Genomic DNA, 22,038 nt, shown 5'->3' with positions numbered 1-22,038 from the left:
TTCGAGATGTGGAGTCCCGTTGCGAGGCGGGGCCCCATCACTTCATGGCTTCAATGCGAACCGGGGTGCCTCGCCGCCTCGCTCCAGATGGGGCGGCTGGAAAGCAGCCTTCCCCATCGGCCACTTCATCCCCGAAGCAAATCCGGCCTCATTGACCCGGCGCACCAGCCTCTAGGGCTCTAGCGCACCGAGGCGGTGCATCCGCACCAGGAGGATCAGACCGACCCTGTCCTGGGCGCGATACCGACACCGACTCACGCGAGTCACCTATCCGAAGGTGGCTCAGGGTTTGCTTTTATATTTTTTTGGGTTGAGCAATAAACCGAACGGCAGATCGCGCGTTATTGCAACAGGAACGGCTGTTTTTTTGAGCCTCGAAGCTCAATAGGCGATTTTTTCCCGGAGAAAAGGCAAAAACGGACGATGGCCATTCGGCATAGGTGTTTTCACCCGGAGAGAATCAAGAAAGCGAGCCTTTGAATTTACCTGAAATCTGGAAATTTGTTCCTTGCTTTTTGTGGAACTTTACTTGGCGTCGTGGTTCTGAATTAACAAATGATTTGCCGGGTTCAATCTTTGCTTTATGCTGATTGTTAGCAGATTGTTGTAAGGGAGTTTTCCACGGCATGCAGCCATGGGCAGGCACACCTTTAAATGTTGCGCAAGGCCTTTGCTGCACGCCATCGGGCCAAAAGCCCACCGACCTGAAGGAGGCGTGACCATGGATGTGATCAGCAACTTTGCCGCCCGCTACGAGCGCACCCGCGAGGAAGTCATCTCGCTGCAGGATTACCTGGACACCTGCAAGCGTGATCCCATGGCGTACGCCACTGCCTCCGAGCGCATGCTCAAGGCCATCGGCGAGCCCCAGCTGGTCGACACCCGCAACGATCCCCGCCTTTCGCGCATCTTCGCGAACAAGGTCATCAAGATCTATCCGGCATTCAAGGAGTTCTATGGCATGGAAGACGCCATAGAACAAGTGGTGTCCTATTTCCGCCACGCCGCGCAGGGGCTGGAAGAAAAGAAGCAAATCCTTTACCTGCTGGGCCCGGTGGGCGGCGGCAAGAGCTCCATCGCGGAGCGCCTGAAGCAGCTCATGGAGCACGTGCCCTTCTATGCCATCCAGGGCTCGCCGGTGAACGAATCGCCGCTGGGTCTCTTCAGCGCGGTCGAGGACGGCGAGATCCTTGAAAAGGAATACGGCATCCCGAGCCGCTACCTGAATCGAATTCTCTCTCCCTGGGCCGTCAAGCGGCTCGAGGAGTACGGCGGCGACATCCGCCAGTTCAAGGTGGTCAAGCGCTTTCCCTCGGTGCTGCGGCAGATCGCGGTCGCCAAGACCGAGCCCGGCGACGAGAACAACCAGGACATCTCCTCGCTGGTCGGCAAGGTCGACATCCGCAAGCTCGAGACCTTCGCCCAGGACGACCCCGACGCCTACTCCTACTCCGGTGGCCTGTGCCTGGCCAACCAGGGCCTGCTGGAGTTCGTGGAAATGTTCAAGGCGCCCATCAAGGTGCTGCACCCGCTGTTGACGGCCACCCAGGAAGGCAACTTCAAGGGTACCGAAGGCTTCGGCGCCATACCCTTCGACGGCATCGTGCTCGCGCACAGCAACGAGAGCGAGTGGAAGGCTTTCCGCAACAACAAGAACAACGAGGCTTTCCTCGACCGGATCTACATCGTCAAGGTGCCCTACTGCCTGCGGGCCTCGGAAGAGATCAAGATCTACGAGAAACTGGTGCGCAACTCCTCGCTCGCCAACGCTCCCTGCGCCCCCGGAACGCTGCGCATGATGGCCCAGCTCTCGGTGCTCACCCGCCTGAAGGAGCCGGAGAACTCCAGCACCTTCAGCAAGATGCAGGTGTACGACGGCGAGAACCTCAAGGACACCGACCCCAAGGCCAAGTCGATCCAGGAGTACCGCGACTACGCGGGCGTCGACGAAGGCATGAGCGGCGTTTCCACGCGCTTCGCCTTCAAGATCATCTCCAAGGTCTTCAACTTCGACAGCTCCGAGGTGGCCGCCAACCCGGTGCACCTGATGTACGTGCTCGAGCAGCAGATCGAGCGCGAGCAGTTCCCGCCGGAAGTCGAACAGAAGTACATCAGCTACATCAAGGAGCTTCTGGCGCCGCGCTATGCGGAGTTCATCGGCAAGGAGATCCAGACCGCCTACCTCGAGAGCTACAGCGAGTACGGCCAGAACATCTTCGACCGCTACGTCACCTACGCCGACTACTGGATCCAGGACCAGGAGTTCCGCGACGTGGACACCGGCGAAGTCTTCGACCGCGCCTCGCTCAACGCCGAACTCGAGAAGATCGAGCGGCCCGCCGGCATCGGCAACCCGAAGGACTTCCGCAACGAGATCGTCAACTTCGTGCTGCGCGCACGGGCCGGCAACGCGGGGCGCAACCCGGCGTGGACCAGCTACGAGAAGCTGCGCTCAGTGATCGAGAAGAAGATGTTCTCCAACACCGAAGAGCTGCTGCCGGTGATCAGCTTCAACACCAAGAGCAGCGCCGACGAACAGAAGAAGCACGAGGACTTCGTGACCCGCATGGTCGAGAAGGGCTATACGGCCAAGCAGGTGCGCCTGCTGTGCGAGTGGTATCTGCGGGTGCGTAAAAGCTCATAGAAAAACGGCCCTTCCGATCGTTCTCTCTTTGCAAGGAGCGTTGACAACATCGTGGCCATCCTGCAGCAGATCATCGACCGCCGCCTGTCGGGCAAGAACAAGTCCATTGGCAACCGCGAGCGCTTCCTCAGGCGCTACAAGGGGCAGATCCAGGAAGCGGTGAGGCGCGCCGTCAGCGGCCGCAACATCCGCGAACTGGAGCAGGGCGAAGATGTGACGCTGCCGCGCCACGACGTGTCGGAGCCCGTGTTCGGCCACGCCCGCGGCGGCGACCGCGAGTACGTCCACCCCGGCAACCAGGAGTACCTGAAGGGCGACCGCATCAAGCGGCCTGAAGGCGGCGGCGGAGGCGGCTCCGGCAGCGGAGAGGCCAGCGACAGCGGCGAAGGCGAGGACGATTTCGTCTTCCGTCTCACGCGCGAGGAGTTCATGCGCGTCTTCTTCGACGACCTCGCGCTGCCGCACCTCATCCGCACGCAGATCGCCGACGTGCCCGAGTGGAAGAGCCACCGCGCCGGCTTCACCAGCGACGGCTCGCCCAACAACCTGCACGTGGTGCGCTCGATGCGCGGTGCCCTCGCCCGCCGCATCGCGCTGGGCGGCGAGCCGCGCAAGGAGCTCAAGCGGCTGGAGGCGCACCTCGAAAGCCTGCGCAAGCATCCGCAGGTCGAGCAGCCCTTCATCCAGAAGGAAATCCGCGAGACGGAAGAGCGCATCGCCGAAGTGCGCCGCACCATGCGGCACGTGCCATACATCGACCCCATCGACCTGCGCTACCGCAACCGCGTGAAGACACCGGTGCCCAGCGCCAAGGCCGTGATGTTCTGCCTGATGGACGTGTCGGGCTCGATGGACGAGGCGCGCAAGGACATGGCCAAGCGCTTCTTCATGCTGCTGTACATGTTCCTCACGCGGCACTACGAGAAGATCGACCTGGTCTTCCTGCGCCACCACACGCAGGCGCAGGAAGTGACGGAGGAAGAGTTCTTCCACGCCACGGAAACCGGCGGCACGGTGGTGTCCAGTGCGCTGGTGCTGATGGACGAGATCATCAAGGCGCGCTACCCCAGCGGCGAATGGAACGTGTACGGCGCGCAGGCCAGCGACGGCGACAACTGGCACCAGGACAGCGGCCGCTGCCGCGAGCTGCTGGTCGAGAACATCCTGCCGGTCGTGCGCTACTACGCCTACGTGCAGGTGGCCGAGACCGAGCAGAACCTGTGGCAGGAATACCAGCAGCTCGAAGGCGTGGAGCCCAACTTCGCTATGCGCAAGGTGTCCGACGCTCAAGACATCTACCCGGTCTTCCGCGACCTGTTCAAGAAGGAAGGGGTCACGTCATGAACACCGCCATCACCGCCCCTCCTCCGGCCACCAGCCTGCCCCGGCTGGAGCGCCTGCCCAGCCCTTCGGACTGGACCTTCGAACTCATCGAGACCTACCACTCGGAGATCGCCAAGACGGCCCGGGGCTACGGCCTGGACGTGTACGCGAACCAGCTCGAAGTCATCACCGCCGAGCAGATGATGGACGCCTACGCGAGCGTGGGCATGCCCATGATCTACCGGCACTGGTCGTACGGAAAGCAGTTCATCTCGACCGAGAAGAACTACAAGCGCGGCCACATGGGGCTGGCCTACGAGATCGTCATCAACTCCGACCCCTGCATCGCCTACCTGATGGAGGAGAACACCATGGCCATGCAGGCCCTGGTGATCGCGCATGCGGCCTACGGCCACAACAGCTTCTTCAAGGGCAACTACCTCTTCCGGATGTGGACGGATGCCTCGTCCATCATCGACTACCTGGTCTACGCGCGGCACTACATCGCCGAGTGCGAGGAGCGCCACGGCCTCGATGCGGTCGAGGAGTTGCTCGATTCGTGCCACGCGCTGATGAACTACGGCGTCGACCGCTACCGCCGCCCGCAGAAGCGCTCGCTGGCGCAGGAAGCCGCCCAGCGCGCCGAGCGCGAGCGCCACATGCAGCAGCAGGTGAACGACCTCTGGCGCACGCTGCCGCGCAAGAGCGAGCAGGCGGCCGAGGCCGACGCTGCCAAGCGCTTTCCGTTGGAGCCGCAGGAGAACCTGCTCTACTTCATCGAGAAGAACGCAGCCCTCCTGGAGCCGTGGCAGCGCGAGGTGGTGCGCATCGTGCGCAAGATCGCGCAGTACTTCTACCCGCAGCGCCAGACCCAGGTCATGAACGAAGGCTGGGCCACCTTCTGGCACTACACGCTGCTCAACACCATGTACGACCGCGGACAGCTCGCCGACGGCTTCATGATGGAATGGCTCAGCTCCCACACGGGCGTGATCTTCCAGCCGCCGGTGGGCCACCGCGCCTACAGCGGCATCAACCCGTACGCGCTGGGCTTCGCGATGTACACCGACCTGCGGCGCATCTGCGAGAAGCCCACCGAGGAAGACCGCCGCTGGTTCCCCGACTTCGCGGGCACCGACTGGCTGCGCACGCTCGACTACGCGATGCGCAACTTCAAGGACGAGAGCTTCATCGGCCAGTTCCTGAGTCCGAAGACGATGCGCGACTTCCGCTTCTTCGCGATCCGCGACTTCCAGAGCGAATCGGAACTGGAGGTGTCGGCCATCCACGACGACAGCGGCTACCACGCGCTGCGCGAGTCGCTCTCACGCCAGTACGACATGGGAAGCCGCGAGCCCGACATCCAGGTGTGGAACGTGGCCATGCGCGGCGACCGCTCGCTGACGCTGCGCCACACGCAGCGCAACAACCTGCCGCTGCACGACACGGCCGAAGAGGTGCTCAAGCACGTCGCCCGGCTCTGGGGCTTCGACGTGCACCTGGAGAGCATCGACAGCCAGGGCCGCATCAGCCGCAGCTGGAAGGCCTCGGCGCCCAAACAACTCTACTGAGCGCGCCGCGGGCCCGGGTCAGGCCGCCAGCGCCGTGATGGCGAGGATGTAGCCCTTCACGCCCAGCCCCACGATGATGCCCTTCGCCGCCGGCGAGATGTACGAGTGGTGGCGGAACTCCTCGCGCGCATGCACGTTCGAGATGTGCAGTTCGATCAGCGGCACGCTCGCGCCCTTGATGGCGTCGTGCAGCGCGATCGAGGTGTGGGTGTAGGCGCCGGGGTTCATCACCACGCCGATCATGTTGCCCGCCGCCACTTCGCGGCCGGCCTCCTGGATCCAGTCGATCAGCACGCCTTCATGGTTCGACTGGCGGCATTCGATCTCGACGCCGAACTTCGCGCCGGTTTCCTTGCACAGGCGCTCGACATCGGCCAGCGTGTCGCGTCCGTACTGTTCGGGCTCGCGCGTGCCGAGCAGGTTGAGGTTGGGGCCGTTGAGGACGAGGATCTTCTTCATGATGGTTGTCTGCGGGGAATCTGGCGAACGGAGGCCGATTATGGTCTCGCGGCCGTCCTGCGCCTGCGCGCGGCGGACGAGCCGACGTAGTAGTTGTACGAGTCGATGTCGACCACGCAGCGCGCCATCAGGTCGACGAAGGAGCGCAGCTTCCGCCCCATGTAGCGCTGCCGCTGGTAGGCGCAGTAGATGCGCCGCGGCTCCGGCTGCCACTGCGGCCGCACCGGCACCAGCACGCCCTGCTCCAGCTCGGGCCGCACGAAGAAGGCGGGCAGCAGCGCGATGCCCAGGCCGTCGATGCAGAAGGTCTTCATCACCCAGTGGTCGTTGGTCTCGAAGGCCGGCTCGGGGCCGAACGCGAAGCTGGCCGCGCCCGACACCAGCAGCACCTGCGAGCGCTCCGAAGGCTCCTTCATCACGATGGACTGGTGCGCCACCAGCTCATCGGGTGACGAGGGCACCCCGTGCCGCGCCAGGTACTGCGGGCTCGCATACAGCCCGTAGCTCAGCCGCCCCAGCAGCCGAGCCACGAGGTTCGGCGCATCGGGCGGCTCGGAGCACACGTAGCAGTCGACGTCGTCGATCCGAGGCGCATGGAAGCCGCTCGCCACGTCGAGCTGGCAGCGCACGTCCGGATGCTCCTCGAGGAACAGCTTGACCACATGGCAGACGAAGGAGGTGCTGAACTGCGTGTCCGACAGCAGCGAGAGGCTGCCCGACACGCCCGTCGTCAGCGCATGGATCTCGGTGCTGGCCTCTTCGAGTCGGCCCTTCACCTCGTCGAGCAGCCCTTCGCCGCGCACAAGAAACGCGCGGCCGGCCTCGGTGAGCGAGATGCGGCGCGGGCTGCGCAGCAGCAGTTGCGCGCCAAGCAGCTCCTCCAGCCGCGTGAGCTGCCGGCTCAGGGTGGCCTTGGAAACGCCGGAGAGGCTTTCGGCCTTGGTGAGACTGCCGCTGCGGGCAATCAGCACGAAAGCCTCGACCAGGGCGAGATCGATGCGGCTCATGCGGCCCAGCGTTGCAGGAATGAAAAGCAGCGTCTCTTCATGTGACTTTCATCGGTGCGGCGGAAGCGGTACGGTATCACCGGCGCGCAGCCGTCCTTTCCGCGCTTTCCCACGACATGAACACTCCAGAAAACACCGTCATCGCCTGGCACCCCGTCGCGCGCTCGGCCGACCTGCGCCCGGGCGCCAACATCGTCGCCGGCTTCGCCGAAGGCCAGGAACTTGCGCTCTGGCGCGCCGCCGACGGCACCGCCCAAGCCTGGGAAAACCGCTGCCCCCACCGCAGCGTGCGCTTCACGCTCGGGCAGGTCATCGACAACCGCCTGGCCTGCGCTTACCACGGCTGGCAGTACGAGGCCGGCAGCGGGCAGTGCACCAGCATTCCGGCGCACCCGGCCATGCAGGCGCCGCGCAACGTCTGCGCGAAGACCTTCGGCACGGCGGAGGCGGCCGGGATGCTGTGGGTGAATCTTTCGCCCGAGGCTGCGCCGGTTCCAGACGAACTGCGCGATGCCGTTCCCACCGGCTGGCACTTCTGCCGCACGCTGACGGTTCGCGCGTCCGCCGCCACGGCACGGGCAGCGCTGGAGCACCACGGCTTGACGGCCGCCTCCCAGGGCTGGCGTGGCCGGCTCGGCGGCGCGGATACCGTCGCCCTCGTCCTCGACGCCCAGCCAGGCCTCGCCTTCATCCACCTGTGGACCGAAGCGGCGCCCGGCTCGGCCGCCATGAAGGCCCTGCATGCGGCAGCCCGCCAACTGCGCACCGAAATCGAAGCCCTGCCCCAGGGTTGAAAGAAGAGAAACCCATGCCCTTCGTCACCGACGATCCCAACATGCTCGACGACTGGCTGGTCGTCGGCCCCGCGCCGGCGCCAACGGCCTCGCGCGAAACCCGGCTGCTCGGCGAAACCGTGCGGCTGTCGACCGATGCCGACGGCAATCCCCGCTGCAGCCTCGGCGACACCCCGCTCGCCGTGCAATCCAGCTACGGCTATCTCTGGGTCTGCCCGAGCGGCCGCCCCGCTCGCCCGCTGTTCGACTTTCCCGAATACGGCGAACCCGGCCGCCGCCGCGTGGACTGCGGCGGCATCGGCGTCGCGGTGTCGGGCCTGCGGGTGATCGAGAACTTCCTGGACATGGCGCACTTTCCCTTCGTGCATGCCGACTACCTCGGCAAGGTGCCGCACACCGAGGTCGCGCAGTACCAGGTGCAGGTGGAGCCCGCCACCGGCGAGATCTGGGCCACCGACTGCCGCTTCTGGCAGCCGCGCGCCTCCGCCGCGCACGACGCCTCGGGCAGCGAGGTGCTCTACAAGTACCGCGTGATGCAGCCCTTCTCGGCCATGCTCTACAAGAGCAGCTTCCGCGCGGGCGAGCTCGATGCGATCGGCATCTTCCTGCAGCCGGTCGACGAGGAACGCGTGATCGCCCACACCCTGCTGGCCTGCTACGACGACCATTCCACCGACGCCGAGCTCATCGCCTTCCAGCACACCATCTTCGGGCAGGACAAGCCCATCCTGGAGAATCACGCCTTCAAGCGCATGCCGCTCGAAGGCCGCGCCGAGACGCCCACGCGCGGCGATACCTCCTCCGTCACCTACCGGCGATGGCTGCGCGAGCGCGGCATGCGCTTCGGCGTGAGGGCCGCGGCATGAGCACGGCGACGCTGAAGCTCTACGACTACCCGCTCTCGGGCAACTGCTTCAAGGTGAGGCAGATGCTGGCCTGGCTGGGCGTGGCGTACCAGGCGGTGCCGGTCGATTTCTTTCCCGGCCGCGAGCACAGGTCGGCCGCGTTCCTCGCCAACGTCAATCCACTGGGCCAGTTGCCAGTGATCGACGACGACGGCTTCGTGCTGCGCGACGCGCAGGCCATCCTGGTCTACCTCGCGAGCCGCCACGACCCGCAGGGCCGCTGGTATCCCGCCGACGCCAGGCTGCGCGGCGAAGTCGCCCAGTGGCTCGCCACCGCCGACGAGATCACCCGAACCGCCTCGGCCGCGCGGCTGCACGATGCGCTCGGCTATCACCACCTCGACATCGATGCCTGCCGCGCGGGCGCGCGCGCCGTGTTCCGCGTGCTCGACGACCACCTCGCCGAGCGTGTCACCGAAGGCCTACGCTGGCTCGCGTCGGCGCCGGAGGCCACGATTGCCGACCTGGCCTGCTTTCCCTATGTGGCGCTCGCGGGCGAAGGCGGCATCTCGCTCGATGAGTTTCCCGCGCTGCGAAACTGGGTCTGGGATTTCCGCCACCTGCCGGGGTTCATCGGCATGTCGGGTATCTTCCCTGCTGGCCCTGCCTGAGAATCCCCTCCCATTCCCCGCTTCCGAGATCGAACATCATGAAGACCAAAGCCGCCGTCGCCTGGAAATCAGGCGCCCCGCTCACCATCGAAACCGTGGACCTCGAAGGCCCGAAGTTCGGCGAAGTGCTCGTCGAGATCAAGGCCACCGGCATCTGCCACACCGACTACTACACCCTCTCGGGCGCCGACCCCGAGGGCATCTTTCCCGCCATCCTGGGCCATGAGGGCGCGGGCATCGTGGTGGACGTCGGCCCCGGCGTCACCACGCTGAAGAAAGGCGACCACGTCATTCCGCTGTACACGCCCGAATGCCGCCAGTGCAAGTTCTGCCTGAGCCGCAAGACCAACCTGTGCCAGCTCATCCGCGGCACGCAGGGCAAGGGCCTGATGCCCGACGGCACCAGCCGCTTCAGCCTCGACGGCAAGCCCATCGCCCACTACATGGGTACCAGCACCTTCAGCAACTACACGGTCGCGCCCGAGATCTCGCTGGCCAAGATCCGCGAGGACGCACCGTTCGACAAGGTCTGCTACATCGGCTGCGGCGTGACCACCGGCATCGGCGCGGTGATCTTCACCGCCAAGGTGGAAGCCGGCGCCAACGTGGTGGTGTTCGGCCTCGGCGGCATCGGCCTGAACGTGATCCAGGGCGCGAAGATGGTGGGCGCCGACAAGATCATCGGCATCGACCTGAACCCCGAGCGCGAGGCCATGGCCCGCAAGTTCGGCATGACGCACTTCATCAACCCCAAGGACACGGAGAACGTGGTCGATGCCATCGTGCAGCTGACCGACGGCGGCGCCGACTACAGCTTCGAGTGCATCGGCAACACCAAGGTGATGCGCCAGGCGCTGGAGTGCACGCACAAGGGCTGGGGCCGCAGCATCATCATCGGCGTGGCCGAGGCCGGTGCCGAGATCAGCACCCGCCCGTTCCAGCTGGTCACCGGCCGCAAGTGGGAAGGCTCGGCTTTCGGCGGCGCGCGCGGCCGCACCGACGTGCCGAAGATCGTCGACTGGTACATGGAAGGCAAGATCGACATCGACAGCCTGATCACGCACACGATGCCGCTGGAGAAGATCAACGACGGCTTCGACCTGATGAAGCGCGGCGAATCCATCCGCGGCGTGGTGATTTACTAACCCCCAGGCTTCGCGCACTTCGTGTCGCTGCGCCACCCCCTTGCAGGGGGCAACACCTGCGGCCCGGCAAAGCCGGTTCCGCGGTGGCCTCGGACTCACCCCCAGGCTTCGCGCACTTCGTGTCGCTGCGCCAACCCCCTTCAGGGGGCAACACCTGCGGCCCGGCAAAGCCGGTTCCGCGGTGTTCCTGGCAAAGGCATCTACTCATTCACTGGAGATGATCTCGTGATGGAAAGAATGGAACCCCTGCGCAGGATCGAGGCGGGCGTCCTCGAAGTCGCCTACTACGAAGCCGGCCCCGCCGACGGCCCGCCGGTGCTGTTGATGCACGGCTTTCCGTACGACATCCACACCTATGCCGAGGTCGCGCCGATGCTGGCCGATGCGGGCTGCCGCGTGATCGTGCCGTACCTGCGCGGCTACGGCGCCACGCGCTTTCTGAGCGAGGCCACGCCGCGCTCGGGCGAGCAGGCCGCGCTGGGCGCCGACCTGCTTGCGCTGCTCGACGCGCTGAAGATCGAGCGCGCCGTGCTGGCCGGCTACGACTGGGGCGGCCGCGCGGCCTGCGTGGTCGCGGCGCTGTGGCCCGAGCGCTGCGCGGGGCTGGTGTCCCTCAACAGCTACAACATCCAGAACATCGCCAAGGCGATGGAACCCGACACGCCCGACAACGAGCACAGCCTCTGGTACCAGTACTACTTCCACAGCGAACGCGGGCGCGCCGGCCTCCAGAAAGACCGCAAGGCGTTCACGAAGCTGCTGTGGAAGCTGTGGTCGCCCACCTGGAAGTTCGACGACGCCACCTTCGAGCGCAGCGCCGCCGCCTTCGACCATCCCGACTTCGTGGACGTGGTGATCCAGTCGTACCGCCACCGCTTCGGCCTGGTGCCGGGTGACCCGGCTTACGCCGACATCGAGCGCCGCCTCGCGGCCCAGCCGACGATCACCGTGCCCGCCATCACCTTCGACGGCATCGACGACGGCGTGCGCCCGCCCGCCGATGCCTCCGCCCACGCCAACCGCTTCGGCGGCCCGCGCTCGCACCGGCTGGTGCCCGGGGCCGGCCACAACCTGCCGCAGGAAGCGCCACGCACCTTCGCCGACGCCGTGCTCGAGCTCGTGCCGGCACTGCGCAGCAACGACAAGAACCCCCAATGACCGACAACACCCCCAAGCTGCTTTCCGAGCACCGCGCCTTCGGCGGCCTGCAGCGCTTCGTCGAGCACCATTCGCTCGAGATTGGCCTGCCGATGCGCTTCTCGGTCTACCTGCCGCCGCAGGCCGCGCACGAGCGCGTGCCAGCCCTGCTCTACCTCGCGGGCCTGACCTGCAACGAGGAGACCTTCGCCATCAAGGCCGGCGCGCAGCGCATGGCCGCCAGCCTGGGCATCGCGCTGATCGCGCCCGACACCAGTCCGCGCGGCCCGGAGGTGGAAGGCATTCCCGGCGCCAGGGACAACTGGGACTTCGGCATCGGCGCCGGCTTCTATCTCGACGCGCTGGCCGAGCCCTGGGCCACGCACTGGCGCATGGAAAGCTGGATCGTGCAGGAGCTGCTGCCGCTGGTGGCCAGGCACTTGCCGATCGACGGCGAACGCATCGGCATCTTCGGCCACTCGATGGGCGGGCACGGCGCGCTCACGCTGGCGCTTCGGCATCCGGGGCGCTTCAGGTCGCTGTCGGCCTTCGCGCCGATCTGCGCGCCCACGCAGTGTCCATGGGGCGAGAAGGCCTTCGCGGGCTACCTGGGCGAGCCTGGCGCCGACCGCGCGCAGTGGCTGGCGCACGATGCCAGCGCGCTCATGAAGTCGCAGGTCACGGCGCCCTACCCGCAGGGCATCCTCATCGACCAGGGCCTGGACGACAAATTCCTGGCCGAGCAGCTGCATCCCGAGGCCTTCGAGGCCGCCTGCTTCGCCGCCGGCCAGCCGCTCACGCTGCGCCGCCACGCGGGCTACGACCACGGCTACTACTTCATCCAGAGCTTCATGGCGGACCACATCGCGCACCACGCGCAGACCTTGCGGGCCTCCGGCTAGAGCACGGCCCATCGACCGCGGCGGCCCCGCGCCGTATCATGAAACGCATCATGTCCGCCGCCCAAACTCCGGTCTTCCACCTGCGGTCGCGCGAAGGCGGCGCCGAGGAGAACATGGTGCTGGCGGGCATCTGGCGGCGCGCCTGGATTTCCGCCAACCGCGACGTGCCGCACATCGAGCCCATCGCCCACTGGCTGCATCGCGTGCATACCGAGTTCGGCCCGCCCGCCGACGTGGTGCTGGCCGAGCGCGAAGGCCAGGTGCTGGCCTTCATGGTGCTGCTCGTGAGGCGCGAGTACGTGGCCCAGCTCTTCGTCGAGCCTCATCTGCGCAACCAGGGCCTGGGCAAGGCACTGCTCGACGAGGCTTGCGTGCGCATTCCCAACGGCTGGCGGCTGCACGTGGCGGCCGGCAACACCTCGGCGCAGCGCTTCTACGAACGCTACGGGCTGGAGCGTGGCGCGGCCGACCGCCACCCCACGAGCGGCCGCGAGCGCATCGCCTACCATTGGTCGCCCTCGCGCCCGCCGTGGCGCATCGCCTGAGCGGCCGATTTCCTTCCTTCTTCGCTTCCCCATGCGCATCGACCACATCGCACTCTGGACCACCGATCTCGAACGCTGCAAGCGCTTCTACGTCGACTACTTCGGCGCCACCGCGGGCGCGGGCTACGTCAACCCGGCCAAGGGCTTCGCCTCCTGCTTCCTGAGCCTGGGCGACGGCGCGCGCATCGAGGCCATGACCACCAGCACGCTCTCGCCCCTGCCGGCCGAAGCCGGCGCCCAGCGCATGGGCTGGACGCACCTGGCGATCAGCGTGGGCTCCGACGCCGCCGTGGACGAACTCACGCAACGCCTGAAGGCCGACGGCTATCCGCTGCTCGACGGCCCGCGCCGCACCGGCGACGGCTACTACGAGAGCGTGGTGCTCGACCCGGACGGCAACCGCATCGAGATCACCGCATGAGTGCCGCGCCGGGCCGCCCCAGGCAAGCTCGCGCCGCAGTGCGAAGCACGAAGGCACGCCGATGAGCGAGTTCGTCCAAAGCCTGCACGAGATCTTCGAGCGCCTGGGCCGCATCGAAACCAGGCGCATGTTCGGCGGCCATGGCGTCTGGCACGAGGGCCGGATGATCGCGCTGGTCGCCAACGAAACGCTCTACCTGAAGTCCGACGCCGAGAGCGCCCCGCACTTCGACAGGCTGAACCTGCAGCCCTTCACCTACATGCGCCAGGGCAAGGCGATGCCGATGTCGTACCGGCTCGCCCCGGCGGACCTCTTCGAGGACCGCGAGGAGGCTGCCCGCTGGGGCCGGCTCGCCTACGAGGCGGCACTGCGCTCGGGCCAGCCGCCGAAGCCGAAGAAACCGAAGAAATTGCCGGCCGCAAAGAAGGTCGCCGCAAAGAAAACAGCGGCAAAGAAGACAGCCGCGAAGAAAGCCTCCGTGAAGAAGAAAAAGCCGACCGCGAAAGCGGCCTCCCGGTGAACGAGCGCCGCAACAACCCCGCGCTCCCGCCCCCGCCCGAGCGCGAACAGATCGCGCTGCTCGACCCCTTCGAAACCCTGACCGCAGCGAACGTCGTGGTCGTCTCCACGCTGCAGGAGGCCGAGCGCGCCGCCGCCACGCTGCTGGCGGCAGGCATCGCGGGCTTCGACACCGAATCGAAGCCCACCTTCGCGAAGAACGAGGTGTCGGGGGGCCCGCACGTGGTGCAGTTCGCCACGCGCGATGCGGCCTGGCTGTTCCAGCTGCACCGCACCGAGTGCAATCCGGTGGTGGCCGCGCTGATCGCCTCCACCGAGCTGCGCAAGGTCGGCTTCGGCCTGTCGGGCGACCTGACGCTGATCCGCAACCGGCTGAACATCGAGCCGAAGGCCGTGTTCGACATCGACGACGAGTTCCGCCGGCGCGGCTACCGCAGGTCGGTGGGCGTGAAGGCGGCGGTGGCGCTGGTGTTCGGCCGCCGCTTCGTCAAGTCGCGCAAGGCGACCACCTCGAACTGGGCCAACCGGCAGCTCACCGAGGCGCAGATCCGCTACGCCGCGAACGACGCCTGGGCGTCGATCCGCGTGTACGACGCGCTCTTCGGCGGCGGTGCCTGATCCGAAGGGCTCAGTCGCGTCCGGCCTCGATGATGGCCTGGGCGAGCCGCTTCGGGTTCGAGAAGAACATCTCGTGGCTGCCCGGGCACTCCACCAGCCGGAACAGGCCGAGCCGCTCCGACAGGCGCGGATGCCACGGCAGGCCGTGCGGCATCGCGGTGTCCTGCTGGCAGTTCAGGTACGACTTGCCCAGCGCCAGCGCCGCCAGCGGCTGGCTCAGGCGGATCTTGTCCGTGAAGGTGCGATACGGATGGGGGTTGAGTTTCTCGTAGGCAGCCTGCGCGGTCGCGAGGTCGGCGTCGTTGATGAAGGCCTCGCGCCAGATCTCGAAGGGCAGCGTCACCGCGTTGCCGTTGGCCGCGGCGACGGCATCGAACATCGTCACGTAGTGCGGCGGCACCATGTCGTTGAGCGATTCGCCGTCCAGCGGCACGAAGGCGTTGATGTACACCAGCCGCTTGAGCCGGTGGGCGATGCGGTCGGCCACGCCCGAGATCACCATGCCGCCGTAGCTGTGGCCCACGAGGCGCACCTGCGTCAGGTCCTTCTCCTCGATGTAGCGCACGGCGGAGGCGATGGCGTCTTCGAGGCCGGTGCTGGAACGGTCGTCGCCGGGGTTGTTGCCCGCCAGCGTGGGGCAGTACACGGTGTGGCCGGCCGCGCGCACGCCGTCGGCCACGGCTTCGATCTCGGCGCCTGTATGCCACGCGCCGTGGACCAGGACATAGGTATCGGACATGGGAAGTCTCTTTCGTTGTTTCGATGCAGAGGGACTTTAGGAACGGGGCGATGCCGCGAATGGCCGATGCCTGCCACGCGGATGGCCGGTTCGCGCCAGTTCAGCGCCGGCGCCGCAGTTCGCCGGGTGTGGCGCCCAGGTGCGCACGGCATTGGCGAACAAAGTGTGATGCATCGGCCAGGCCCACGCGATACCCGATTTGGGCGATGCCCAGACGGTCGAAACGTGCATCGGCCAGCATGCGGCGCGCGGCCGCCATGCGGAAACCGGCGAGCGCGGCGGCGAAGGTTGTGGGCCCCTGTGCGCTGCCTTCGCCGGCGGCCAGGCAGCGGTGCAGGCTGCGTTCGGAAATGCCCAGCCCGCGCGCCACGCTCGCCGCGGTGAGCCCGCACTCGGCGTGCCGCTCGCGCGTGGCGTCGAGCACGCGGCGGCGCAGCGCCGCCCTGCCCTTGTCCGGCTCATTTGCGGCGCCGCTGCCCGTGGCCAGGGCCAGCAGGCTGCCGAGCTGGTCGCTCAGCAGCTCGGCGGGCATCGGGGGCTTCGCCGCCAGCTCGGGCGTCAGCTGCCGAACGAAGCCACTGAGCACGCCGCCCCAGCCCGATTGCCCGTCGATGCGCCGCGCCACCTGGTCGCCGGCATCGGGAATCCAGGCATCGACCCAGGCGGTGGGCAGCTCGATCGAGATGGTGTCGGCCGACTGCAGCAGGTGGAATTCGTAGAGCCGGCGCGAATCGACCAGCACCGCGTCGCCCGGGAGAAGCCGCGCCGAGCGGCCGTCCTGCACCGCCACCCAGGCCGAGTCGGCCTTGCACAGCAGGTAGAAGTAGTTGTTGCGGCTGTGGGCGATGGCCCGGCGCGTGCGGTAGACGTCCTGCGCGCTGCCGCGCACCTGGTTGACCACGATGGGGCCCAGCGGCGCAGATTCGAGCGTGGCGCCGAAGCTGCCGGCTTTGGGGCTCGTCACGTCCATCTCCAGGAAGCCCTCGCAGACGGCGCCCACCCAGTAGTCGAGCCGCTGCGAGGGCGGCACGGCGTCGGTGGACCAGCGGTGGATGGCGTCGTGGCTCATGGGGGAATGAACATAGCCAAGGCGGACCCGCTTGCCAATCGGGTTTAGACCGCCTCCGACGCCCCGCCGGGCGCCACATCGGCACAATGGCCCTCGAATCAAACCGGTGCGCGGGGCGCCGCCCCGCCTGCACATACACGAAGGAAGGACACCACAGGCCATGAGCAACAAGCAAAGCGACTTCGGACTGATCGGCCTGGCCGTGATGGGCCAGAACCTCGTTCTGAACGTGGAAAGCCGCGGCTTCCAGGTCAGCGTCTACAACCGCACCGAGGCCACGACCGAGGCCTTCATCGCCGCCAACCCGGGCAAGAAGCTGGTCGGCGCGAAGACGCTGGAAGAGTTCGTGCAAAGCCTGGCGAAGCCGCGCAAGATCCAGATCATGGTCAAGGCCGGCGCGCCGGTCGACCAAGTGATCGAGCAGCTCATCCCCCTGCTGGACAAGGACGACATCGTCATCGACGGCGGCAACAGCCTCTATACCGACACCGAGCGCCGCGACGCATACCTCGCATCGAAGGGCCTGCGCTTCATCGGCGCGGGCGTGTCGGGCGGCGAGGAAGGCGCGCGCAAGGGGCCGTCGATCATGCCGGGCGGGCCGCTTTCCACCTGGGAGGTGATGAAGCCGATCTTCGAGAGCATCTCGGCCAAGGTGGACGGCGAGCCCTGCGTCATCCACATCGGCCCCGGCGGCGCGGGCCACTACGTGAAGATGGTGCACAACGGCATCGAGTACGGCGACATGCAGCTCATCTGCGAGGCCTACAGCCTGTTCAAGGCCGCCGGCTTCAGCACCGACGAGATGGCCGCCATCTTCAACGAGTGGAACGAGGGGGAGCTGCAGAGCTACCTGATCCAGATCACCGCCAAGGCGCTCGAGCAGAAAGACCCGGAGACGGGCAAGCCGATCGTCGACGTGATCCTCGACAAGGCCGGCCAGAAGGGCACGGGCCAGTGGACGCTGATCAACGCGGCCGAGAACGCGGTGGTCATCAGCACCATCAACGCCGCCGTGGAAGCGCGCGTGCTCTCGTCGCAGAAGAAGGCGCGCGTGGCTGCCAGCAGGCAGCTGCAGGGGCCGAAGATCGAACTGTCGGTGGAGAAGAAGGCGCTGGTGGCAAAGGTGCACGACGCGCTCTACGCCTCGAAGGTCATCAGCTACACGCAGGGTTTCGACCTCATCAAGACCATGGGCGACAAGAAGAACTGGGGCCTCGACCTGGGCGGCATCGCGTCGATCTGGCGCGGCGGCTGCATCATCCGCGCGCGCTTCCTCAACCGCATCACCGACGCCTTCCGCACCGACCCGGCGCTGGCCAACCTGATGCTCGACCCGTTCTTCAAGGACCTGCTCAACCGCACGCAGCAGAGCTGGCGCGAAGTGGTGGCGCTGGCGGTGAGCAACGGCATCCCGGTGCCGGCCTTCAGCGCATCGCTGGCCTACTACGACAGCTACCGCACCGAGCGCCTGCCGGCCAACCTGCTGCAGGCGCAGCGGGACTTCTTCGGCGCCCACACCTACGAGCGCGTGGACAAGCCCGAAGGCCAGTTCTTCCACACCGACTGGCCCGAAGTGATCGGCTGAACACCGTGTGACCCCATGCCGGCCCTCGACTACCCCAGCCATCTGGTCGAGGACTGGCAACTGCCCGACGGCACCCCTGTGCGCATCCGCCCGATCCGCGCCGAAGATCTCGCGATGCACACCGCCTTCGTGAACGGCCTCTCGAAGGAAACCGGCTACCGGCGCCTGCTCTCGCCGCGAACGCCGCAGCCCGACGAGCTGTGGCGCATGACGCACATCGACTACGACCGGGAGCTGGCGCTCATCGCGACCACCATGGCCGACGGCGCCGAGCAGCAGATGGGCGTGGCGCGCTACGTGCGGGGCGAGACGCCGGAGACGGCGCAGGTCGCCGAGTTCGCCATCGTCATCGCCGACGCCTGGCAGCACCGCGGCCTGGCGTCCAAGCTCATGCGCAAGCTGATCGACGCCGCCAGGGCGGCCGGCGTGAGGCAGCTGGCCGACATCACCCTCTACGACAACACCGCCATGCTGGCGCTGGCGCGCAAGCTGGGCTTCAGCGTGCAGCGCGATCCGGGCAACCCGAACGTGACGCGGCTGCGGCTCGCGCTGGCCCCGGCCGCCTGAGCTTCGGCCGGCCGGCGGCCGAACCTTCCCCATTCCTTCGCCCTGGGCGCCCGGCCCCGGCCTGCTGCCGCACGCCCGCACGCAGCCTTTTGGTAAAGCGCCACACCTCGTTCGCGGACGCCTGCAAACCTAAATCTACTTCCTTATGATGCAAAACCTTTTTCCGCCGGAAGCAGAGAGCCTTCGCCATGGTCCAGCTCGCATTGCGTCGTCCGTACACATTCATCGTCATGGCGATGCTGATCGTGCTGGCCACGCCCTTCGTGCTGGCGCGCATGGCGACCGACATCTTCCCGGAAATCAACATCCCGGTGGTCAGCATCATCTGGAACTACACCGGCCTGCCGGCCCAGGAGATGGGCCAGCGCATCTCGGGCCAGGTGGAGCGCGGGCTGACCACCACGGTGAGCGACATCGAGCACATCGAATCGCAGTCGCTGGCGGGCGTGGCCATCATCAAGGTGTTCTTCCAGCCCACGGCCAACATCGAGATGGCCATCTCGCAGGTGGTGGCCTCGATGCAGGCGCAGGTGCGGCAGCTGCCGCCGGGCATCACGCCGCCGCTTGTCATCAAGTACTCGGCCTCCAGCGTGCCGGTGATCCAGCTGGCGCTTTCCAGCCCCACGCGCTCTGAAAACTCCCTCTTCGACGCCACCGTCAACCAGCTGCGGCCGCAGCTCATCACCGTGCCGGGCGCGGCCATTCCCTTTCCCTATGGCGGCAAGAACCGGCTGATCTCGGTCGACCTCGACACCCAGGCGCTGCAGGCGCGCGGCCTCTCGCCGGCCGACGTGGTGAACGCGGTGAACACGCAGAACCTGATCCTGCCCTCGGGCACGGCCAAGTTCGGCGCCACCGAATACAACGTGAGGATGAACGGCTCGCCCGATGCCATCGCGGGCCTGAACGACCTGCCGATCCGCACGGTGAACGGCGCCACCACCTACCTGCGCGACGTGGCCTACGTGCGCGACGGCTTCTCGCCGCAGACCAACGTGGTGCGCCAGGACGGCGTGCGCGGCGTGCTGCTGTCGGTGCTGAAGAACGGCGGCGCCTCCACGCTGGACATCGTCTCCAACATCCGCGCGATGCTGCCCATCGCCGCCCAGACGATGCCGGAGGACATCAAGATCACGCCGCTGTTCGACCAGTCGGTGTTCGTGAAGGCGGCCGTCAAGGGCGTGGTGTTCGAGGCCATCCTGGCCGCCGCCCTCACCGCCGCGATGGTGCTGCTCTTCCTGGGGAACTGGCGCAGCACGCTGATCATCGGGCTGACGATTCCGCTGTCGATCCTGGCCTCGATCCTGGTGCTCTACGCGCTGGGCGAGACGCTCAACCTCATGACGCTGGGCGGCCTCGCGCTCTCGGTGGGCATCCTGGTCGACCAGGCGATCGTGACCATCGAGAACATCGAGCGGCACCTGCACATGGGCACGCCGCTGAAGGAAGCCATCGAAGTCGGCGCGGGCGAGATCGGCTCGGCGGCCTTCGTCTCCACGCTGTGCATCTGCATCGTGTTCGTTCCGATGTTCTTCCTCTCGGGCGTGGCGCGCTTCCTGTTCGTGCCGCTGGCCGAGGCGGTGGTGTTCGCGATGATCGCGTCCTACCTGCTGTCGCGCACGCTGGTGCCGACGCTGGTGATGCTGCTGATGGGCGGTGCGCATTCGGCGCAACCCGCTCAACAGGCCGAAGGCGCGAAGCAGAGCGCCCTGCAGCGCCTCTACCGCGCCTTCGACCGCCGTTTCGAGCGCGTGCGCCGCGCCTACACGCTGGTGCTGTCGGCGGTGCTGTCCAAACGTGCCGGCTTCATCGGCCTGTTCCTCGGCTTCTGCCTGCTGTCGTGCCTGCTCTACCCGGCGCTGGGCCGCGACTTCTTCCCGACGGTGGATGCCGGCCAGATCCGCCTGCACCTGCGCGCGCCCACCGGCACGCGCATCGAGGAAACGGCGCGCCTCACCGACCGGGTGGAGGCCGCCATCCGAGAGCTGGTGCCACCCGACCAGCTGGAGACCATCCTCGACAACCTGGGCGTGCCCAACAGCGGTATCAACCTCTCGTACAGCAACGCCGGCACCATCGGCACCTTCGACGGCGAGCTGCTGCTGTCGCTGAAGGAAGGCCACAAGCCCACCGAGCAGTTCGTGTCGCTGCTGCGCGCGGAGCTGCCCAAGCGCTTTCCGGGCATCGAGTTCTTCTTCCAGCCGGCGGACATCGTCACGCAGATCCTGAACTTCGGCCTGCCTGCCGCCATCGACGTGCAGTTCAGCGGCAACGACATGGCGGGCAACGCGGCGCGCGCGGCCGAGCTGACCAAGGCGATCCGCCAGATTCCCGGCGCGGTCGACGCCCACGTGCACCAGCGCATGGACGGCCCCGCGCTGAGCCTGCAGATGGACCGCACCCGGCTGCAGCAATACGGCCTGACCGCCTCCAACGTGGGGCAGAACGTGCTCATCGCGCTGTCGGGCAGCTCGCAGACGGCGCCCGCCTTCTGGCTGAACCCGGCCAACGGCGTGGTCTACAGCATCGCGGTGCAGTCGCCGCAGTACGTGGTCGACTCGCTGGATTCGCTGCTGAACATCCCGGTGGGCGCCAGCGGCACGCCGGCGGCGGGCGGTTCACAGCAGCTGCTGGGCAACCTGGTCGACGCGCAGGCCGCGCGCCAGCCGGCCGTGATGTCGCGCTACAACATCGCGCCGGTGATCGACGTCTACGTGAGCGTGCAGGGCACCGACCTCGCCAGCGTGGCCTCGAAGGTGCAGAAGCTGGTCGACGAGATGCGGCCCACGCTGCCGCGCGGCAGCCGCGTCGAGATCCGCGGGCAGGTGCAGACGATGCAGTCGTCCTTCATCGGCCTGGGCGTGGGGCTGGCGATGGCCATCGTGCTGGTGTACCTGCTGATCGTGGTCACCTTCCAGTCGTGGCTGGACGCGGCCATCATCATCACCGCCCTGCCGGCGGCGCTGGCGGGCATCGCGTGGATGCTGTTCATCACCGGCACCACGCTGAGCGTGCCGGCGCTGACGGGCGCGATCATGACCATGGGCGTGGCCACGGCCAACTCCATCCTGCTGGTGTCCTTCGCGCGCGAGCGGCTGGCCGCCGGCATTCCGCCGCTGTCGGCCGCGCTGGAAGCGGGTGCCACCCGCATCCGGCCGGTGCTGATGACGGCGCTGGCGATGATCATCGGCATGATCCCGATGGCGCTGGGCCTGGGCGAAGGCGCCGAGCAGAACGCGCCGCTTGGCCGCGCGGTGATCGGCGGCCTGGTCTTCGCCACGGTGTCGACATTGTTTTTCGTGCCCGCCGTGTTCGCGGGAGTGCACAGTCGGCTTGCGCACCGCCGGGCGGCGCGCGAGGCCGCGCAGCATCAACAGCATCAACCGCCAGCGGGCACGACCGCCCCCCAGGAGAACTGAAACCTGATGACCCCCACGCTCATTCACTTCGTGTATTCGCTGCCCCCCGAGGGGGCCG

20 protein-coding genes are annotated in these 22,038 nt (G+C 67.1%); 16 read left to right on the top strand and 4 right to left on the bottom strand.

The window, feature by feature from the left end; genetic code table 11:
- Positions 1-721 precede the first annotated feature (721 nt).
- From ACAM57_RS09925 to ACAM57_RS09915, 3 genes are read left to right on the top strand one after another with little or no spacing between them, the layout of a single operon-like run.
- On the top strand, positions 722-2,644 hold the full coding sequence (locus ACAM57_RS09925) for a PrkA family serine protein kinase (RefSeq protein WP_126024873.1): 1,923 nt from the start codon (positions 722-724) through the stop codon (positions 2,642-2,644).
- Between the two features lie 51 nt (positions 2,645-2,695).
- Positions 2,696-3,988 (top strand): YeaH/YhbH family protein, encoded by a 1,293-nt coding sequence (locus ACAM57_RS09920; RefSeq protein ID WP_184641403.1) that lies wholly within the window; start codon positions 2,696-2,698, stop codon positions 3,986-3,988.
- A complete protein-coding gene (locus ACAM57_RS09915) occupies positions 3,985-5,538 on the top strand; it encodes a SpoVR family protein (protein ID WP_126024871.1) in 1,554 nt (517 codons plus the stop codon). Before ACAM57_RS09920 ends, ACAM57_RS09915 begins: the two co-directional genes overlap by 4 nt.
- 18 nt (positions 5,539-5,556) lie before the next feature.
- Here the strand turns inward: ACAM57_RS09915 and aroQ are convergent, their stop codons facing one another.
- The gene (aroQ, locus tag ACAM57_RS09910; protein ID WP_126024870.1) at positions 5,557-5,997 is read right to left on the bottom strand and encodes a type II 3-dehydroquinate dehydratase; all 441 of its coding nucleotides are present in this window, start codon (positions 5,995-5,997) and stop codon (positions 5,557-5,559) included.
- Between the two features lie 38 nt (positions 5,998-6,035).
- On the bottom strand, positions 6,036-7,004 hold the full coding sequence (locus ACAM57_RS09905) for a LysR family transcriptional regulator (RefSeq protein ID WP_369661535.1): 969 nt from the start codon (positions 7,002-7,004) through the stop codon (positions 6,036-6,038).
- Positions 7,005-7,120: 116 nt separating this feature from the next.
- On the opposite strand from ACAM57_RS09905, the gene ACAM57_RS09900 reads away from it, so the two are divergent.
- The 10 genes from ACAM57_RS09900 (at position 7,121) to ACAM57_RS09855 (ending at position 14,601) form a co-directional block, all read left to right on the top strand.
- Entirely contained in the window at positions 7,121-7,798 is a 678-nt protein-coding gene (locus tag ACAM57_RS09900) for a Rieske 2Fe-2S domain-containing protein (protein ID WP_369661534.1), read from the top strand.
- 14 nt (positions 7,799-7,812) lie between these two features.
- Complete coding sequence (locus tag ACAM57_RS09895) at positions 7,813-8,664, top strand: aromatic ring-hydroxylating dioxygenase subunit alpha (protein WP_369661533.1); 852 nt, start codon at positions 7,813-7,815, stop codon at positions 8,662-8,664.
- Positions 8,661-9,314 (top strand): glutathione S-transferase family protein, encoded by a 654-nt coding sequence (locus tag ACAM57_RS09890; RefSeq protein WP_369661532.1) that lies wholly within the window; start codon positions 8,661-8,663, stop codon positions 9,312-9,314. Before ACAM57_RS09895 ends, ACAM57_RS09890 begins: the two co-directional genes overlap by 4 nt.
- Positions 9,315-9,352: 38 nt before the next feature.
- Positions 9,353-10,459 (top strand): S-(hydroxymethyl)glutathione dehydrogenase/class III alcohol dehydrogenase, encoded by a 1,107-nt coding sequence (locus ACAM57_RS09885; RefSeq protein ID WP_126024865.1) that lies wholly within the window; start codon positions 9,353-9,355, stop codon positions 10,457-10,459.
- A 228-nt stretch (positions 10,460-10,687) separates the two neighbouring features.
- Positions 10,688-11,617 carry an alpha/beta fold hydrolase gene (locus ACAM57_RS09880; RefSeq protein ID WP_369661531.1) on the top strand — a complete coding sequence of 310 codons (930 nt, stop codon included), beginning with the start codon at positions 10,688-10,690 and terminating at the stop codon, positions 11,615-11,617.
- Positions 11,614-12,498, top strand: a complete 885-nt coding sequence (gene fghA, locus ACAM57_RS09875; RefSeq protein WP_369661530.1) for an S-formylglutathione hydrolase — start codon at positions 11,614-11,616, stop codon at positions 12,496-12,498. Before ACAM57_RS09880 ends, fghA begins: the two co-directional genes overlap by 4 nt.
- A 50-nt stretch (positions 12,499-12,548) precedes the next feature.
- Complete coding sequence (locus ACAM57_RS09870) at positions 12,549-13,043, top strand: GNAT family N-acetyltransferase (protein ID WP_240650801.1); 495 nt, start codon at positions 12,549-12,551, stop codon at positions 13,041-13,043.
- A gap of 31 nt (positions 13,044-13,074) precedes the next feature.
- A complete protein-coding gene (locus ACAM57_RS09865; RefSeq protein ID WP_126024861.1) occupies positions 13,075-13,464 on the top strand; it encodes a VOC family protein in 390 nt (129 codons plus the stop codon).
- Positions 13,465-13,525: 61 nt separating this feature from the next.
- On the top strand, positions 13,526-13,984 hold the full coding sequence (locus ACAM57_RS09860; protein WP_369661529.1) for a TfoX/Sxy family protein: 459 nt from the start codon (positions 13,526-13,528) through the stop codon (positions 13,982-13,984).
- A complete protein-coding gene (locus ACAM57_RS09855; RefSeq protein ID WP_369661528.1) occupies positions 13,981-14,601 on the top strand; it encodes a 3'-5' exonuclease in 621 nt (206 codons plus the stop codon). The genes ACAM57_RS09860 and ACAM57_RS09855 overlap by 4 nt, the downstream gene beginning before the upstream one ends.
- Before the next feature lie 10 nt (positions 14,602-14,611).
- Here ACAM57_RS09855 and ACAM57_RS09850 read toward each other — a convergent pair whose 3' ends face one another.
- Positions 14,612-15,340: an alpha/beta fold hydrolase gene (locus ACAM57_RS09850; RefSeq protein ID WP_369661527.1), complete on the bottom strand. Its 729-nt coding sequence runs from the start codon at positions 15,338-15,340 to the stop codon at positions 14,612-14,614.
- Between the two features lie 100 nt (positions 15,341-15,440).
- Positions 15,441-16,409 (bottom strand): helix-turn-helix domain-containing protein, encoded by a 969-nt coding sequence (locus ACAM57_RS09845; RefSeq protein ID WP_369661526.1) that lies wholly within the window; start codon positions 16,407-16,409, stop codon positions 15,441-15,443.
- Between the two features lie 160 nt (positions 16,410-16,569).
- On the opposite strand from ACAM57_RS09845, the gene gnd reads away from it, so the two are divergent.
- From gnd to ACAM57_RS09830, 3 genes are all read left to right on the top strand, one after another.
- On the top strand, positions 16,570-17,994 hold the full coding sequence (gene gnd / locus ACAM57_RS09840) for a decarboxylating NADP(+)-dependent phosphogluconate dehydrogenase (RefSeq protein ID WP_184641415.1): 1,425 nt from the start codon (positions 16,570-16,572) through the stop codon (positions 17,992-17,994).
- 15 nt (positions 17,995-18,009) lie between these two features.
- Complete coding sequence (locus tag ACAM57_RS09835; RefSeq protein ID WP_369661525.1) at positions 18,010-18,561, top strand: N-acetyltransferase family protein; 552 nt, start codon at positions 18,010-18,012, stop codon at positions 18,559-18,561.
- Positions 18,562-18,749: 188 nt separating this feature from the next.
- Complete coding sequence (locus ACAM57_RS09830) at positions 18,750-21,980, top strand: efflux RND transporter permease subunit (RefSeq protein WP_369661524.1); 3,231 nt, start codon at positions 18,750-18,752, stop codon at positions 21,978-21,980.
- The last annotated feature ends 58 nt before the right edge of the window (positions 21,981-22,038 follow it).

This window comes from Variovorax sp. V15 (genome assembly GCF_041154425.1).
In the GTDB taxonomy this organism is placed as follows: Bacteria; Pseudomonadota; Gammaproteobacteria; order Burkholderiales; family Burkholderiaceae_C; genus Variovorax; species Variovorax guangxiensis.
This window is presented reverse-complemented; position numbering and strand designations above follow the sequence as displayed.